Annotated in this window: 13 protein-coding genes; 4 read left to right on the plus strand and 9 right to left on the minus strand. The window is 63.6% G+C overall.

The annotated features are described in order from the left end of the window. From IL54_RS21415 to IL54_RS21445, 7 genes are all read right to left on the minus strand, one after another. Positions 1–532: biotin/lipoyl-containing protein (locus IL54_RS21415; RefSeq protein WP_037480759.1), on the minus strand; the 532-nt coding region annotated here is incomplete at its 3' end. A gap of 8 nt (positions 533–540) precedes the next feature. Continuing rightward, positions 541–3336 carry a 2-oxoglutarate dehydrogenase E1 component gene (locus tag IL54_RS21420; RefSeq protein ID WP_037480295.1) on the minus strand — a complete coding sequence of 932 codons (2796 nt, stop codon included), beginning with the start codon at positions 3334–3336 and terminating at the stop codon, positions 541–543. A 91-nt stretch (positions 3337–3427) separates the two neighbouring features. Beyond that, positions 3428–4312 carry a succinate--CoA ligase subunit alpha gene (gene sucD / locus IL54_RS21425; RefSeq protein WP_037480297.1) on the minus strand — a complete coding sequence of 295 codons (885 nt, stop codon included), beginning with the start codon at positions 4310–4312 and terminating at the stop codon, positions 3428–3430. 322 nt (positions 4313–4634) lie between these two features. Continuing rightward, complete coding sequence (gene mdh / locus IL54_RS21430; RefSeq protein ID WP_037480299.1) at positions 4635–5597, minus strand: malate dehydrogenase; 963 nt, start codon at positions 5595–5597, stop codon at positions 4635–4637. Positions 5598–6062: 465 nt separating this feature from the next. Beyond that, complete coding sequence (gene zapE, locus IL54_RS21435; RefSeq protein WP_037480301.1) at positions 6063–7175, minus strand: cell division protein ZapE; 1113 nt, start codon at positions 7173–7175, stop codon at positions 6063–6065. After that, the gene (locus tag IL54_RS21440; protein ID WP_037480764.1) at positions 7172–7633 is read right to left on the minus strand and encodes a PaaI family thioesterase; all 462 of its coding nucleotides are present in this window, start codon (positions 7631–7633) and stop codon (positions 7172–7174) included. Before IL54_RS21440 ends, zapE begins: the two co-directional genes overlap by 4 nt. A 2-nt stretch (positions 7634–7635) precedes the next feature. Further along, positions 7636–8424, minus strand: a complete 789-nt coding sequence (locus tag IL54_RS21445) for a succinate dehydrogenase iron-sulfur subunit (RefSeq protein WP_037480303.1) — start codon at positions 8422–8424, stop codon at positions 7636–7638. Between the two features lie 158 nt (positions 8425–8582). On the opposite strand from IL54_RS21445, the gene IL54_RS21450 reads away from it, so the two are divergent. The 3 genes from IL54_RS21450 to IL54_RS21460 are packed head-to-tail and all read left to right on the plus strand — an operon-like array spanning position 8583 to position 11166. Then, a complete protein-coding gene (locus tag IL54_RS21450) occupies positions 8583–9650 on the plus strand; it encodes a glycosyl transferase (protein ID WP_037480304.1) in 1068 nt (355 codons plus the stop codon). Next, positions 9647–10741, plus strand: a complete 1095-nt coding sequence (locus IL54_RS21455) for a CDP-alcohol phosphatidyltransferase family protein (protein ID WP_037480306.1) — start codon at positions 9647–9649, stop codon at positions 10739–10741. Before IL54_RS21450 ends, IL54_RS21455 begins: the two co-directional genes overlap by 4 nt. Beyond that, on the plus strand, positions 10738–11166 hold the full coding sequence (locus IL54_RS21460; protein WP_037480308.1) for an HIT family protein: 429 nt from the start codon (positions 10738–10740) through the stop codon (positions 11164–11166). Before IL54_RS21455 ends, IL54_RS21460 begins: the two co-directional genes overlap by 4 nt. A 4-nt stretch (positions 11167–11170) precedes the next feature. Here the strand turns inward: IL54_RS21460 and IL54_RS21465 are convergent, their stop codons facing one another. Further along, positions 11171–11938: an enoyl-CoA hydratase/isomerase family protein gene (locus IL54_RS21465; RefSeq protein WP_037480310.1), complete on the minus strand. Its 768-nt coding sequence runs from the start codon at positions 11936–11938 to the stop codon at positions 11171–11173. Further along, positions 11935–12603 (minus strand): HAD family hydrolase, encoded by a 669-nt coding sequence (locus IL54_RS21470; RefSeq protein WP_193378919.1) that lies wholly within the window; start codon positions 12601–12603, stop codon positions 11935–11937. The genes IL54_RS21465 and IL54_RS21470 overlap by 4 nt, the downstream gene beginning before the upstream one ends. A gap of 147 nt (positions 12604–12750) precedes the next feature. Between IL54_RS21470 and glmU the strand changes: the two genes are divergently transcribed. After that, positions 12751–14043, plus strand: coding sequence for a bifunctional UDP-N-acetylglucosamine diphosphorylase/glucosamine-1-phosphate N-acetyltransferase GlmU (gene glmU, locus IL54_RS21475; protein WP_037480314.1), 1293 nt, complete (start codon positions 12751–12753; stop codon positions 14041–14043). The last annotated feature ends 220 nt before the right edge of the window (positions 14044–14263 follow it).

Below are 14263 nucleotides of genomic sequence, written 5' to 3' on the forward strand. Positions count from 1 at the left end.
CGGCAGCCGGTGCCGAGGCAGGTGTGGAAGCGGCGGCCTTGGCGGTGCCGGCGGCGACGGCGGCGGTGACATCGTCCTTGGTCAGGCGACCGTCCTTGCCGGTGCCCTTGATCTTGGACGGGTCAAGGCCATGCTCCAGCACCAGGCGGCGCACGGCGGGAGAGAGCGTCAGATTGCCGCCTTCCTCCTCGTCCGACGCGGCTGGCGCAGGGGCCGATGCGGCAGGCGCAGGCGCAGCGGCTTCCGCCTTGGCAGCGGGAGCAGGCGACGCAGCAGGAGCGGCGGCTGCGGCCGCGCCCTCGTTGACCATCGCCAGCAGCGCGCCGACATTCACGGTGTCGCCTTCCTTGGCGACGATGTCGCCCAGCGTACCGGCGACAGGCGAGGGCACGTCGACCGCGACCTTGTCGGTTTCCAGGCTGACGATGGGTTCGTCGAGCGCGACGGCTTCACCAGGCTTTTTGAGCCACTGGCCCACGGTTGCTTCGGTAACGGATTCGCCCAGGGTAGGGACTTTGACTTCGGTAGCCATGAGCTTGTTCAGCCTTTCTTCTGGCGTCGGATTTCTTCACGGACGCTGTGACCCAGCGCATCGGCGACGAGGGCGCCCTGTTCGGCGACATGGCGTTTGGCGAGGCCCGTTGCGGGCGACGCCGAGGCCTTGCGACCGGCATAGCGGGCGCGCATCGGTGCCTTGCCGACGTCCGCCAGAGCTTCCTCGATATAGGGCTCCACATGGAACCACGCGCCATTATTGCGTGGCTCTTCTTGGCACCAGATCACTTCTTCCAGCTTGGGCATACGTTCCATGCGGATGGCGAGTGCTTCGGTGGGGAAGGGATAGAGTTGTTCGATGCGGACGATCTGGGTGTTCTTGTCCCCGGCCGCATCGCGCGCTTCCATCAGGTCGTAGGCGACCTTGCCCGAACAGAGCACCAGCCGCTTCGTTTCCGCATCGGGTGCCGGATTCATGTCCGACAGGATGCGCATGAAGTGGGTGTCGCCCTGGAAATCCTCGGCCTTGCTCACCGCCAGCTTGTGCCGCAGCAGCGACTTGGGCGTCATGATGATCAACGGCTTGCGGAACGGACGCAGCATCTGGCGACGCAGGACGTGGAAATAGTTGGCCGGGGTCGTGATGTTGGCGACCTGGATATTCCCTTCGGCGCAGAGCTGAAGGAAGCGTTCCAGACGCGCCGAACTATGTTCCGGTCCCTGTCCTTCATAGCCGTGCGGCAACAGGCAGACGAGGCCGTTGGCGCGCAGCCACTTGCTTTCCGACGAGGCGATATACTGGTCGAAGATGATCTGCGCACCATTGGCGAAATCGCCGAACTGCGCTTCCCACAGGACCAAGCTCTTGGGGTCGGCCAGGGCATAGCCATATTCGAAGCCAAGGACGCCATATTCGGACAAGGGGCTATCCAGCACCTCGAACCGGCCATGACGGACGGTGGAGAGCGGGATATATTTCTTTTCCGTATTCTGATCGACCCAGACCGAGTGACGCTGGCTGAACGTGCCGCGCCCTGAGTCCTGGCCCGACAGGCGCACGCCATAGCCTTCCGACAGGAGCGAGCCGAAGGCCAGCGCCTCGCCGGTTGCCCAATCGAAATTCGCGCCGGTCTTGAACATCTCCGCCTTGGCATCCAGCACGCGCTGGAGCGTCTTGTGGACGGCATGGCCTTCGGGAACGGTGGTCAGCGTCTTGCCCAGGCTTTCCATCAGCTTAGGCGCGATGGCGGATTCGACGCTGCGGCGTGTGGTTTCCGCGTCGGCGGGCTTGTGCAGGCCCGACCAGCGACCGGCGAACCAGTCGGCCTTGTTGGCCTTGTAGCTTTTGGACGCTTCGAACTCGTCTTCCAGATGGGTCACGAACTCGTTGGTCGCGCTGGCCACGAAATCGTCGCCGATCACGCCCTGTTCCTTGAGGCGCGTGGCATAGACGTCGCTGACCGGCGGATGCTGGCGGATCTTCGCATACATCAGCGGCTGGGTGAACGAAGGCTCGTCGCCTTCATTATGGCCAAAGCGCCGATAGCACCACATGTCGATCACGATGTCGCGGTGGAAGGTCTGGCGATATTCGACCGCCAGTTTGCACGCGAAGGTCACCGCTTCGGGGTCGTCGCCATTGACGTGCAGGATCGGGGCCTGAACGCCCTTCGCCACGTCGGACGGGTAGGGCGAGCCGCGCGAGAATTGCGGGCTGGTGGTGAAGCCGACCTGGTTGTTGACGATGAAGTGGATGCAGCCGCCGGTATTGTAGCCCGACACGCCGGAGAAGCCGAGGCATTCCCATACGATACCCTGACCCGCAAAAGCGGCGTCGCCATGGATCAGCACGGGCAGAACCTGCTCATGCTTGTCGAGGTCGTCGCGGAAGGTCTGCTGCGCGCGCACCTTGCCCAATACGACCGGATCGACGGTTTCGAGATGCGAGGGGTTGGGCACCAGCGACATATGGACCTTGATCCCGTCGAACTCGCGATCGGTGGAGGTGCCCAGATGATATTTCACGTCGCCCGAACCGCCGACATCTTCGGGGTTGGCGGTGCCGCCGGAAAATTCGTGGAAGATGACGCGGAAGCCCTTGGCCATCACATTGGCAAGGACGTTCAAACGGCCGCGATGGGCCATGCCATAGACGATTTCGCGCACGCCCGACTGGCCGCCATATTTGATGACGGCTTCGAGCGCGGGGATCATGGATTCGCCGCCGTCGAGGCCAAAGCGCTTAGTGCCGACATATTTGCGGCCCAGGAACTTCTCATATTGCTCGCCCTGGATGACCTTGGCCAGGATCGCCTTCTTGCCTTCCGGCGTGAAGATGATTTCCTTGTCCTTGCCTTCCATCCGGTCCTGCAGGAAGCGGCGCTCCTCCACATCGGCGATGTGCATATATTCGAGGCCGACATTGCCGCAATAATTGGCGCGCAGGATGGCGACGATCTCGCTGACGCTGGCAAATTGCAGGCCGAGCGTGCCGCCGAGATAGATTTTCCGGTTAAGGTCGGTCAGGCCGTGAAATTCCGGCGTCAGGTCGGCCGGCAGATCGCGATGGGTCAGCCCCAGCGGATCGAGATTGGCGGCCAAATGACCGCGCACGCGATAGGTGCGGATCAGCATCATCGCGCGGATGGAATCTTCGGCGGCCTGCGCTATGTCCGCATCCGACACCGCCTTGCCCGCAGCCTTGGCGGCGGCCTTGACCGCGACCTGCATCTGCGTGGGGTCAAGCGCCCCGGTGAGGTCGTCAGTGTCCGACAACGGCCAATTCGGGCGTGCCCAGCTGGGGCCTTGCTCGATCTCGAAATCCTGGTTTTCGTAACCCATAATATCTTGTCCGATCCGTGCCGCGTGCAGTCGCGGTGCGGGAAGTGAGCGGCCAGGGTGCAGCCCGGCCGCCTCTATATATAGTCGCTTTTTAGCCGTTCAGCACTTCGAGCAAGGTCGTGCCGAGTTCCGAGGGGCTGGCGGCGACCTTGATCCCGGCGGCTTCCATCGCCGCGATCTTGCTTTCCGCGTCGCCCTTGCCGCCCGACACGATCGCGCCGGCATGGCCCATGCGACGGCCCGGAGGGGCGGTGCGGCCCGCGATGAAGCCGGCCATCGGCTTCTTGCGTCCACGCTTGGCCTCATCCCTCAGGAACTGGGCGGCCTGTTCTTCCGCGTCGCCGCCGATTTCACCGATCATGATGATCGATTCGGTCGCGTCGTCGGCCAGGAACAGTTCCAGCACGTCGATGAAGTTGGTGCCGTTGACCGGATCGCCGCCGATGCCGACAGCCGTGGTCTGGCCCAGGCCCGCGTTCGAGGTCTGGAACACGGCTTCATAGGTCAGCGTGCCGGAGCGCGAGACGACGCCGACGCTGCCCTTCTTGAAGATGCTGCCGGGCATGATGCCGATCTTGCACTCGTCGGGGGTCAGGACGCCGGGGCAGTTGGGGCCGATGAGGCGCGACTTGCTGCCCGACAGGGCGCGCTTGACGCGCACCATGTCGAGGACGGGGATGCCTTCGGTGATGCAGATGATCAGCGGGATTTCCGCGTCGATCGCTTCCAGGATCGAGTCGGCGGCAAATGGTGGCGGCACATAGACCACCGAGGCATCGGCGCCGGTCTTGGTCTTGGCTTCCAGCACGGTGTCGAACATGGGCAGGCCGATATGGGTCTGGCCCCCTTTGCCCGGCGTGACGCCGGCCACCATCTGCGTGCCATAGGCAAGCGCCTGTTCGGTATGGAAAGTGCCGGTGGCACCGGTCATCCCTTGCGTGATGACCTTGGTATTCTTGTTGACGAGAATCGACATTTGTCTTGGCGTCCTTTCGGTTGCCCGGTGCAGGTCGGGTCTATGAACTCGCTAGTTGCGAGAATGGCGTTTATTCGGGAACGTAGTGGTCGTTACTATTCAAGTTAGTAGGTCCGATCCGACCCGGAAAGTATTTTCCGGCGTCCACACGCAGATGCCCTTCTTTTACTAGCCAAGCTAAATCCTTGCGTAGATCAGATGCTCGATCACCAGAGCCAAATATCGCCATTGCCAATTGCACCAAATCAATAGGTGCCCTGTATCGGACGATAACTTCGATGGCCTGAGCAACCGTGGGCTTGGGAAATACCATCGAAATCACTCAGGCCAGGCTGGGATCGATCGCTTTGCAAGCGTCGAGCAGTTCCTTGACCGCGTCGACCGACACCTGGAGGTTGCCCTTGGCTTCTTCGTTCAGCTCGATCTCGATGACCTGCTCGACGCCGTCCTTGCCGATGATCACGGGCACGCCGACATAGAGATTGTCGACGCCATATTGGCCGGTGAGGTTGGCGGCGCAGGGCAGCAGGCGCTTCTTGTCGCCCAGATAGGCTTCAGCCATGGCGATCGCGCTGGTGGCGGGCGCATAGAAGGCCGAGCCGGTCTTGAGCAGGCCGACGATTTCGCCGCCACCCGAACGGGTGCGCTGCACGATGGCGTCGATGCGCTCCTGCGTCGAGCGACCCTGCTTGATGAGGTCGGGGACGGGGATGCCAGCGACCGTCGAATATTCGATGACGGGGACCATCGTGTCGCCATGGCCACCCAGCACGAAGCTGGTGACGTCCTTGGCCGACACCTGGAATTCCTCGGCGAGGAAGTGGTTGAAGCGCGAGCTGTCGAGGACGCCCGCCATGCCGACGACCTTATTGTGGGGGAGGCCGGAAAATTCGCGCAGCGCCCACACCATCGCGTCGAGCGGGTTGGTGATGCAGATGACGAAGGCGTCGGGTGCGTTGGCGGCGATGCCTTCGCCCACGGCCTTCATGACCTTGAGATTGATGCCGAGCAGATCGTCGCGGCTCATGCCCGGCTTGCGGGCGACGCCGGCGGTGACGATGATGACGTCCGCACCTGCAATGTCGGCATAATCGTTGGAGCCGGTGATCTTGGCATCGAAGCCTTCGACCGCGCCGCACTGCGACAGGTCGAGCGCCTTGCCCTGGGGGATGCCTTCGACGACGTCGAACAGGACGATGTCGCCCAGGCCCTTCAGAGCGGCGAGATGCGCCAGCGTGCCACCAATATTGCCAGCGCCGATGAGCGCGATCTTCTTACGGGCCATATATCTGTCATCCTCCAAGTCTTGACTACTGGAATTGATGCCTCGCCTACGCCCTTCGACCGGGGGTTTCAACCTGTCAAAGGTGGGAAGTCGGATTTATCTTTGCAATTCATTCGCAGTTGCATTAAAGGCGATTCACACGCTGTCGCTCCCGGCTCCTACCCTGGCCGGTGAGCCTTCCCTGCAGCGCTACCCTGCCGGATGCCTTCCCGACGGAAGGCATCCGGTCTATTTTTCGCAGGATATGGACAAGAAGATTGCGCCGTGATGACGGCGGTGCGCGCTATAACGTGCTGCAACAGGCAGTTACCCATAGGTCTTTATGTCATCCCCGCGAAGGCGGGGATCCATCTCCGAACCTAAACCCAAGACGATAAGGTGGGAGATGGGTTCCCGCCTTCGCGGGAATGACGGTGATTGGTAAGCGATGCGCATTTCGCAACGACCCCCTGCCAGGGGAGGATGCTATTTGGGGCCGTGGCCGAGCGCGAGATAATCATCCGACTGCATTTCCATCAGGCGCGAGACGGTGCGTTCGAATTCGAATGCGCCATCGCCTTGTGGATAGAGCTGCGCCGGTTCCGCATCGGCCGAGGCCAGCAATTTGACCTTATATTCGTAGAGCGAGTCGATCAGCGTGACGAAGCGGGCGGCCTCGTTGCGGTTTTCCGGGCCAAGCACCGGAATGCCGACGATGATGACTGTATGATATTTGCGCGCGATCGCCAGATAGTCGGGCGCACCGCGGGCTTCGGCGCACAGGCGCTTGAACGAGAAGACCGCGACGCCCTTGAGGCTTTTGGGCACATGCAGGGTGCGGCCGCCCTGGACCGGTATGTCTTCGGACGGGACATGGGCACGATCGGACGGCGGATAGTCGGTCAGGCGGAAAAAGGCAGTGCTGAGCGCGGCGGTCGCTTCGTCGCCATTGGGGCAATGCCACAGCGTCGCATCGCCGAGCCGGTCGCGGCGATAGTCGGTCGGGCCGTTCAATGTCTGCACATCGAGCCGATCCTTGATCAGGTCGATGAAGGGTAGGAACAACTGGCGGTTGAGGCCGTCCTTGTAGAGATCGTCGGGCACGCGGTTCGACGTGGTGACGATCGTCACCCGCTTTTCGAGCAATCCCGTGAACAGCCGCGACATGATCGCGGCGTCCGCCATATTATTGACCACCATCTCGTCGAAGCATAGCAGCCGGGCATTCTCGGCCAGCGCCTCGACCACCGGGGGGATGGGGTCGCCGGTTTCGGATTTGCGCGCTTCGGCCAAGCGGGCGTGGACGTCGAGCATGAATTCGTGGAAATGGGCACGCGCCTTGCGCGGGATTTTCACCGTGTCGAAGAACAGGTCCATCAACATGGATTTGCCGCGCCCGACGCCGCCCCACATATAGAGGCCGCGCGGCGGTTCGGGGGCCTTGCGGAGCAGCCGCCACAGGGTCGAGCCGCGTTCGGGCGCGGCTTCCAACTGCTGTTGCAGGGTGTCGAGCCGGACGGCAGCGGCGCGCTGATCGGGATCGGCGCGCAATTCTCCGGCAGCGATCAACGCTTCGTAGCGAGCAAGGACACCGGTCATTTGGCGGGCGGCGCCTTGCGGATGGTGGCGGTGGAGGCGGCGACGGGCTCGCCATCCTGCGTCATCAGCATCCGCAGGAACAATAGGCGGCCGGTTTCACGCAACAGGTCGACCTGCGCCAGCAGCAGCGGGCCGACGCGCCCGGCACCCAGATATTGCATCGACAGGTCGATGGTCACGCCATGAATCTGATCCTTATGCCCCATCGCCCAGAGCGCGCCGAAATAGGCATGGTCGGCAAAGGCGGCGAGGAAGCCGCCATGCAGCGTATCGAGCCGGTTGCGATGGCTGGAGCGGGTTTCCAGCGCGACTTCCGCCCGGCCGGGCGAGAGTTCGCGCATATAGCCACGGCCGATCGCCTGCAAAAACGTATCGGGGTGCGGGTCGGACCATGCGATCCAGCCCGCCCATTGCCCGTCCGTCAGTGGCTGACCCCCGGCGACACCATCACTGTTCAAGATCAAAGCTGCCGTTCGACCATCATCTTCTTGGTCTCGGCGATCGCCTTGGCCGGCGACAGACCCTTGGGGCAGACATTGGCGCAGTTCATGATCGTGTGGCAGCGATAGAGGCGGAAGGGATCTTCCAGCTCGTCGAGGCGGTCCCCGGTATATTCGTCGCGGCTGTCGGCCAGCCAGCGATAGGCCTGGAGCAGGATGGCCGGACCCAAGAACTTGTCGCTGTTCCACCAATAGGATGGGCAGCTGGTCGAGCAGCAGGCGCACAGGATGCACTCGTAGAGGCCGTCGAGCTTTTCACGGTCGGCGGGCGACTGGAGCCGCTCCTTGCCCGATGGCGGGGGCGACACGGTCTTCAGCCAAGGCTGGATCGAGTTGTATTGCGCGTAGAAATGGGTGAAATCAGGCACCAGATCCTTGATCACGTCCATGTGCGGCAGCGGCGTGATCTTCACGTCCTTGCCCGAACATTCGTCGATCGCGGTGGTGCAGGCCAGGCCGTTCTTGCCGTTCATGTTCATCGAACAGGAACCGCAAATGCCTTCGCGGCAAGAGCGGCGGAAGGTCAGCGTGGTGTCATATTCATTCTTGATCTTGATGAGCGCGTCCAGAACCATCGGCCCGCACTGGTCGAGATCGACCTCGAACGTGTCGTAACGCGGGTTTTGCCCGGAGTCGGGATCATAGCGATAGACTTTGAAGCTGCGCACATTGGTTGCGCCTGCGGGTGCGGGGTGGGTCACACCCTTACCGCTGATCTTGCTGTTCTTGGGCAACGCAAATTCGGCCATCGCTCGTCGAGCCTCTTTCAGAGTGTCGTTCGGTTGCGGCCCGCATACCAAAATATGGGCAAAGGTCCAGCACCTACAAAAGGGAATGCGACGCGCGCCCTTGCAAAAGCCCCTATATCGCCGCTAGGCCTCCAGCCCGTCTGGAGTGGCTTTCGCGCATGGACATCGCCTTTCTCGCCATTGCCGAAGCGCAGCAGCTTTATCATTGGCTGCCCGCCGCGCTGGAACTGGCGCGGCGTCCTGGGGTGCGGGTGCATGTGCTGTCGCCATCGGACGCGATACTGGATCTGGTGGCGGGGTACGACACAGACCGGCGGTTGCGGCCGGTACGGCTGAGGCGTTTTTCGGCCCAAGCCGACTCGCTGTTCCGCCAGCCTTCGCGAATCCTCACCCTGCTTGGCAATTACCGCACGATCGCGGCCTTTCCGCTGTTGGTGACGACGGAGATTTCCACCGCCTGGTTGCGGCGGGTGCCGGGTTTCAAGTCCCGGCTGGTGCTGATCAAACATGGCGCGGGCGACCGGGAGGGGGGCTATAAGAAGCGCCATGCCGATTTCGACCTGACGCTGGTGGCGGGCGAAAAGGATCGTCGCCGGATGATCGAACGGGGGTTGTGCGCGGCGAATAAAGTCGTGGTCGGGGGCTATGCCAAGTTCGAGTTGAAGGCAGCGCGGCAGCGATTCTTCGCTGACGACAAGCCGGTGCTGCTCTATAATCCGCATTTCGACCCTGATCTGTCTTCCTGGGTGCGGCATGGCCCGGCGATGCTGGCGGCGCTGGAGTCGTTCAACGGGTGGAATGTCATCATCGCGCCGCATACCAAGCTGGCGCAGGCGGTGGCGCCGATCGTCAGCGCCGCGCCGCACATCCGCGTCGACATGGGCAGCCGGCATGCGATCGACATGAGCTATACGATGAGCGCCGACGTCTATCTGGGCGATGTATCGAGCCAGGTGTATGAGTTTCTGATCCAGCCGCGGCCGTGCATCTTCCTCAATCTCGACCGGCGCGATGCCAGTGGTGAGGCCTTTGCGCATTGGCGGTTGGGGCAGGTGATCGAGACGCCGGAGGCGCTGGCCGATGCCCTGGCGCGGGCGCAGGACTTGCAACCCGGCTTCGTTGCTGCGCAGGAAGCGGCCATGGAGCAATCCATCGACCTGTCGCCGATTCCCGCGTCGCGGCGGCAGGCCGACATTATAATGACCTTCGCGAAAGCGCCTGCATGACTGAGACGATGACCACTGCCCTTGGCCCCATTCGCATGCTGGGGAAGAATACCACGCCGATCTGGGGCATGACCAATGCCGAACGGAACCGCCGGATGGCGGAAAGCGCGGCAAAGAATGGCAGCGCGCTGGCACCGGGGCATGAACTGGTCTTCAACCTGACCTATGCATTCGATCCGTTGCTGCTGCGGCTGGTGCTGGAGACGCCGGGGACGGTCTTTGCCTGGGGTGGCGTGCCGGTCGTGGGGCAGGTGCCGCAGGGACATGATCCGATGCAGGCAGCGGTGATCGACCTGTCGGACGGGCGCAAACTCTATAACCGGCAGTTGCGCAAGCTGGAGCAGCCGATGGTGCGCGAGCTGACCCCCGCGACCCGGCGCGCGATCGAGCGGCACAGCTATTTCGGCGCCTATAAGGGCGTGACGGACGTGCTGACCAAATATCTGTGGCCCGAATTGGCGCTGATACTGACGCGGATCGCGGCGCAGCTCAAGATGACGCCCAATATGGTGTCGGTGATCGGGGTGACGCTGTGCCTGATCGCGACCTTCCTGTTTTCAGAAGGGATGTACTGGACCGGCTTCCTGTGCGGTTTCATCTTCATGGTGCTGGATACGGTGGACGGGAAGCTGGCGCGCTGCACCATCACCTCGTCCAAATGGGGCAATGTGATCGACCATGGCGTCGATCTGGTTCACCCGCCCTTCTGGTGGTATTTTTGGGGAACGGGGTTGGCCGCCTGGGGCCTGTCGCTGACGGGGCAGGCGTTCATCCTGGTGATGGCGGCGGTGGTCGTCGGCTATGTGCTGCAACGCTTGATTGAGGGCGCGTTCCTCAAGGATTTCGGCATGGACATCCATGTCTGGAGGCGGTTCGACAGCCAGTTCCGGCTGGTGACGGCGCGGCGCAACCCGAATATGGTGATCCTGTTCGTGGCGCTGCTGGTCGGGCGGCCAGACATCGGGCTGGTGGCGCTGGCCTGGTGGACGGTGATTTCGCTGGTCGTGCATGCGGTGCGGCTGGCGCAGGCCTATAGCGTGAAGCGGTCGGGACGGCCGATCGTCAGCTGGATGGATGAGGCGGCAGCGTGAACGAGACGATAGTGAAGTTCGGCTGGCCCGCCAGCCTGATCGCGGAGTTTGCGCATTGGGTGGTGCTGCTGCGCCCGGCGCAGCCGACGCTGGGGTCGCTGGTGCTGGCGGCCAAGAGCGATGCGACGGCGTTCGGGGATTTGCCAGCCGAAGCCCATGCCGAACTCAAGACCGTGACCGGGGCGATCGAAGCGGCATTGCGGGCGGCGGTCGGCTATCAGAAGATCAACTATCTGATGCTGATGATGGTCGATCCGCATGTCCATTTCCATGTCCTGCCGCGCTATGAGGGCGAGCGCAGCGGTGGCGGGCTGACGGTGCGCGATGCGGGCTGGCCGGGGCAGCCGGATTTGGGTGCGGCGGTTGCGTCCGATGCGGGGGTCCGCGATTGGGTCGCATCCTATTTCGAGGCTGCGCAGCCCTAAGGCGTCAGCCGCCGAAATCGGGTTTCCGTTTGGCGCGGAAAGCGGACACACCTTCGGCGAAATCGGGCAGGGTGAAGGCGTCGCGGAACAGCGCGAGCGTCCTGTCGTCATCGTCTGCCTGACCATCCAGGATGCGGCGGATGATCGTCTTGGACGATCGCACGCTATGCTGGGCATTGGCGGCGATGGTGCGGGCAAGGGCGTCAGCCTCCGCCAGCGGATCGGCGGCGATCTGGTCTATGAGGCCGATCGCGAGCGCGGTATCGGCATCGTGGAGCGCGCCGGTGAAGAGGATGCGCTTGGCGCGGGCAGGGCCGACGAGATCGACCAGCAATTTGGTGTCGAACAGCGAATAGACGATGCCGAGCTTGGCGGGCGTGATGCCCAGCCGCGCGGTGGGCGCGGCGATGCGCAGGTCGCAGGCGATGGCGAGGCCGCAGCCGCCGCCGACGCAATCGCCATCAATCGCGGCGATGACCGGCTTGTCGGCATGGGCGAGCGCATATTGGGTATTACGGATCGCTGTCTGGTTCGTGACGCGCCAGTCGGGATCACCGGAACAAGTCGCAAATTCATCGATATCCGCCCCGGCGCAGAACAGGCCGGGCGTGGCTGAGGCGAGGATCAGCACGCGGATGGCATCATCGGCTATGGCGTCATGGACGAGGAGTGGTAGTGTTTCCCACATATCCTGCGTCATGGCGTTGCGCCGGGCCGGGCGGTCGATCAGCAGCCGGGCGACCGGGCCGTCGCGCTCCAGCCGCAGGGTCATTGCGGCCAGCCTTGCAGCAGGGGCAGCAATTCGTTGAAATGATGGATGATGGCGTCGGCCCGCAACTCTTCGACCGGGCCGTCGAGGAAGCCGAAGCTGACCGCGACGCTGGCGATGCCCGCATGGCGCGCGCCCGCTATGTCGTTGATCGTGTCGCCGACGAAGATCGTGCGCCCGCCGCCCGCCCGCTCGATCATGGCGTGGATCGGTGCGGGATCGGGCTTGCCGACGCCGACCGTATCGCCGCCGATGATGCTGGCGAAGCGGTGCGACAGGCCGAGCTGATCCATCAGGGGCAGGGCGAAACGTTCCGCCTTGTTGGTGCAGATGGCGAGCGTGACGCCCGCCGCTGTCAGCGCATCCATCGCGCCGAGCAGACCGGGATAGGGGGTGGAATGGGCGCTGAGGTTCGCCTGATAATAGTCGAGCAGCACCGGGAGCAGTTGCGCCAGCAAGGCATCGTCCTGCGCGTCCGAGGCCGACAGCGCGCGGTCGAGCATGACCCTGGCCCCCTGGCCGACGAAAGGGCGAATGTCCGCGACGGGGAAGGGGGCAAGGCCGACCGTGCCGATGGCGTGGTTGACCGCCGCGGCGAGATCGCCGCTGGTGTCGATCAACGTGCCGTCGAGGTCGAAGCCGACGATATCGAAAGGAATATGGGCCATGGCCGCGCCATGCCGCGTCGGCGGTGGCAAAGGCAAGCCAAACATGGCAGAGCCGCATGATCCAACGCACTTGTCAGGGACAAAGCCATCGTGACTGCCGCCCGTCCTCTCGCCGTCATCATCCTTGCCGCAGGCCAAGGCACGCGCATGAAATCCGCGCTGCACAAGGTGTTGCACCCGGTCGCCGGGCGGCCGATGCTGTTGCACCTGCTGGCCAGCGTTGCCGCGCTGGAGCCGGAGCGGCAAGTGGTGGTGGTCGGCGCAGGCCGGGAACAGGTGGAGGCGGCGGTAGCGGGCACCGGCGCGGTGATCGCGGTGCAGGACAAGCAGTTGGGCACTGGCCATGCGGTCGCCCAGGCGCATGACGCGCTGGCCGGATTCGCGGGCGATGTGCTGATCTTGTATGGCGATGTGCCGTTGGTGAGTGCGACGACGATGCGGGCGATGCTCGATCGGCTGAACCGGGGGGACGATCCGCGCGCGGTGGTGCTGGGCTTCCGCCCCGACGATGCCGCCGCCTATGGCCGGATCATCGCCGACGGGCAGGGCATGATCGGCAAGATGGTCGAATATAAGGATGCGAGCGAGGCCGAGCGCGCGGTGACGTTGTGCAATAGCGGGCTGATGGCGGTGCGATCGACCGACCTGTTCGTGCTGCTCGACCAGATTGGCAACGACAATGCCGCCGGCGAATATTATCTGCCCGATATCATCATGCTGCCGGGCGCGCAAAGCGCCGTCATCGAGACCGAAGCTTGGGAAGTGGCGGGGGTTAACAGCCGGGTCGAACTGGCGGGCGTGGAAGCGATGTGGCAGGCGCGCCGCCGGATCGAGGCGATGCGCGAGGGCGTGACGTTGGTGGCGCCGGAGACGGTATTCTTTGCCCATGATACGGTGCTGGGCCGCGACGTGGTGGTGGAGCCGAACGTCGTGTTCGGACCGGGCGTGACGGTGGCCGATGATGTCGTGATCCACGCCTTCTCCCATCTGGAGGGTGCGCGCATCGAACGCGGCGCTGCGATCGGTCCCTATGCGCGGCTGCGGCCCGGCGCCGAGATCGGGGTCAAGGCCAAGGTCGGCAACTTCGTCGAGATCAAGAAGGCGCGGCTGGGCGAGGGGGCGAAGGTCAATCACCTGTCCTATATCGGCGATGCGGGCGTCGGCGCGGGTGCCAATATCGGCGCGGGGACGATCACCTGCAATTATGATGGCTTCTTCAAATATCGCACGGAAATCGGCGCGGGGGCGTTCATCGGATCGAACAGCGCGCTGGTCGCGCCGGTCAGGATCGGCGATGGCGCGATCGTGGCGGCGGGTAGCGTGGTGACGCAGCCGGTGGGCGATGATGCGCTGTGCCTGGTCCGGCCCGCGCAGGTTGCAAAGCCCGGCTGGGCGGCGGCCTTTCGCGAGCGGATGGTGGCGAAGAAGGCGGCGAAGTGAAGGTGATGTTGGTGCTCCTGCGCAAGCAGGAGCCTAGTGTGCAGGGCAATCCGATCGACCCTGGGCTCCTGCTTTCGCAGGAGCACGTCGTTCTTTGAGCATGCGCCGTAAAATTCTTTGGACGCTGCTTGCGCTGGTTCTGCTTGCGGGCTGGCTCGCTCTCTGGCTCATCCTCAATGCGCGCACCATGCCGGTGGTGCGGCGTGCGGAGGTAGTGTTG

The sequence above is a fragment of the Sphingobium sp. ba1 genome (assembly GCF_000743655.1).
Taxonomy (GTDB): Bacteria; Pseudomonadota; Alphaproteobacteria; order Sphingomonadales; family Sphingomonadaceae; genus Sphingobium.

Bases quoted from the DNA above. Each gene is read 5' to 3' on its own strand.
- glmU (WP_037480314.1), top strand. From the start codon at position 12,751: ATGAAATCCGCGCTGCACAAGGTGTTGCACCCGGTCGCCGGGCGGCCG.
- IL54_RS21450 (WP_037480304.1), top strand. From the start codon at position 8,583: ATGGACATCGCCTTTCTCGCCATTGCCGAAGCGCAGCAGCTTTATCAT.
- IL54_RS21455 (WP_037480306.1), top strand. From the start codon at position 9,647: ATGACTGAGACGATGACCACTGCCCTTGGCCCCATTCGCATGCTGGGG.
- zapE (WP_037480301.1), bottom strand. From the start codon at position 7,175: ATGACCGGTGTCCTTGCTCGCTACGAAGCGTTGATCGCTGCCGGAGAA.
- IL54_RS21465 (WP_037480310.1), bottom strand. From the start codon at position 11,938: ATGACCCTGCGGCTGGAGCGCGACGGCCCGGTCGCCCGGCTGCTGATC.
- mdh (WP_037480299.1), bottom strand. From the start codon at position 5,597: ATGGCCCGTAAGAAGATCGCGCTCATCGGCGCTGGCAATATTGGTGGC.
- IL54_RS21420 (WP_037480295.1), bottom strand. From the start codon at position 3,336: ATGGGTTACGAAAACCAGGATTTCGAGATCGAGCAAGGCCCCAGCTGG.
- IL54_RS21445 (WP_037480303.1), bottom strand. From the start codon at position 8,424: ATGGCCGAATTTGCGTTGCCCAAGAACAGCAAGATCAGCGGTAAGGGT.
- sucD (WP_037480297.1), bottom strand. From the start codon at position 4,312: ATGTCGATTCTCGTCAACAAGAATACCAAGGTCATCACGCAAGGGATG.
- IL54_RS21470 (WP_193378919.1), bottom strand. From the start codon at position 12,603: ATGGCCCATATTCCTTTCGATATCGTCGGCTTCGACCTCGACGGCACG.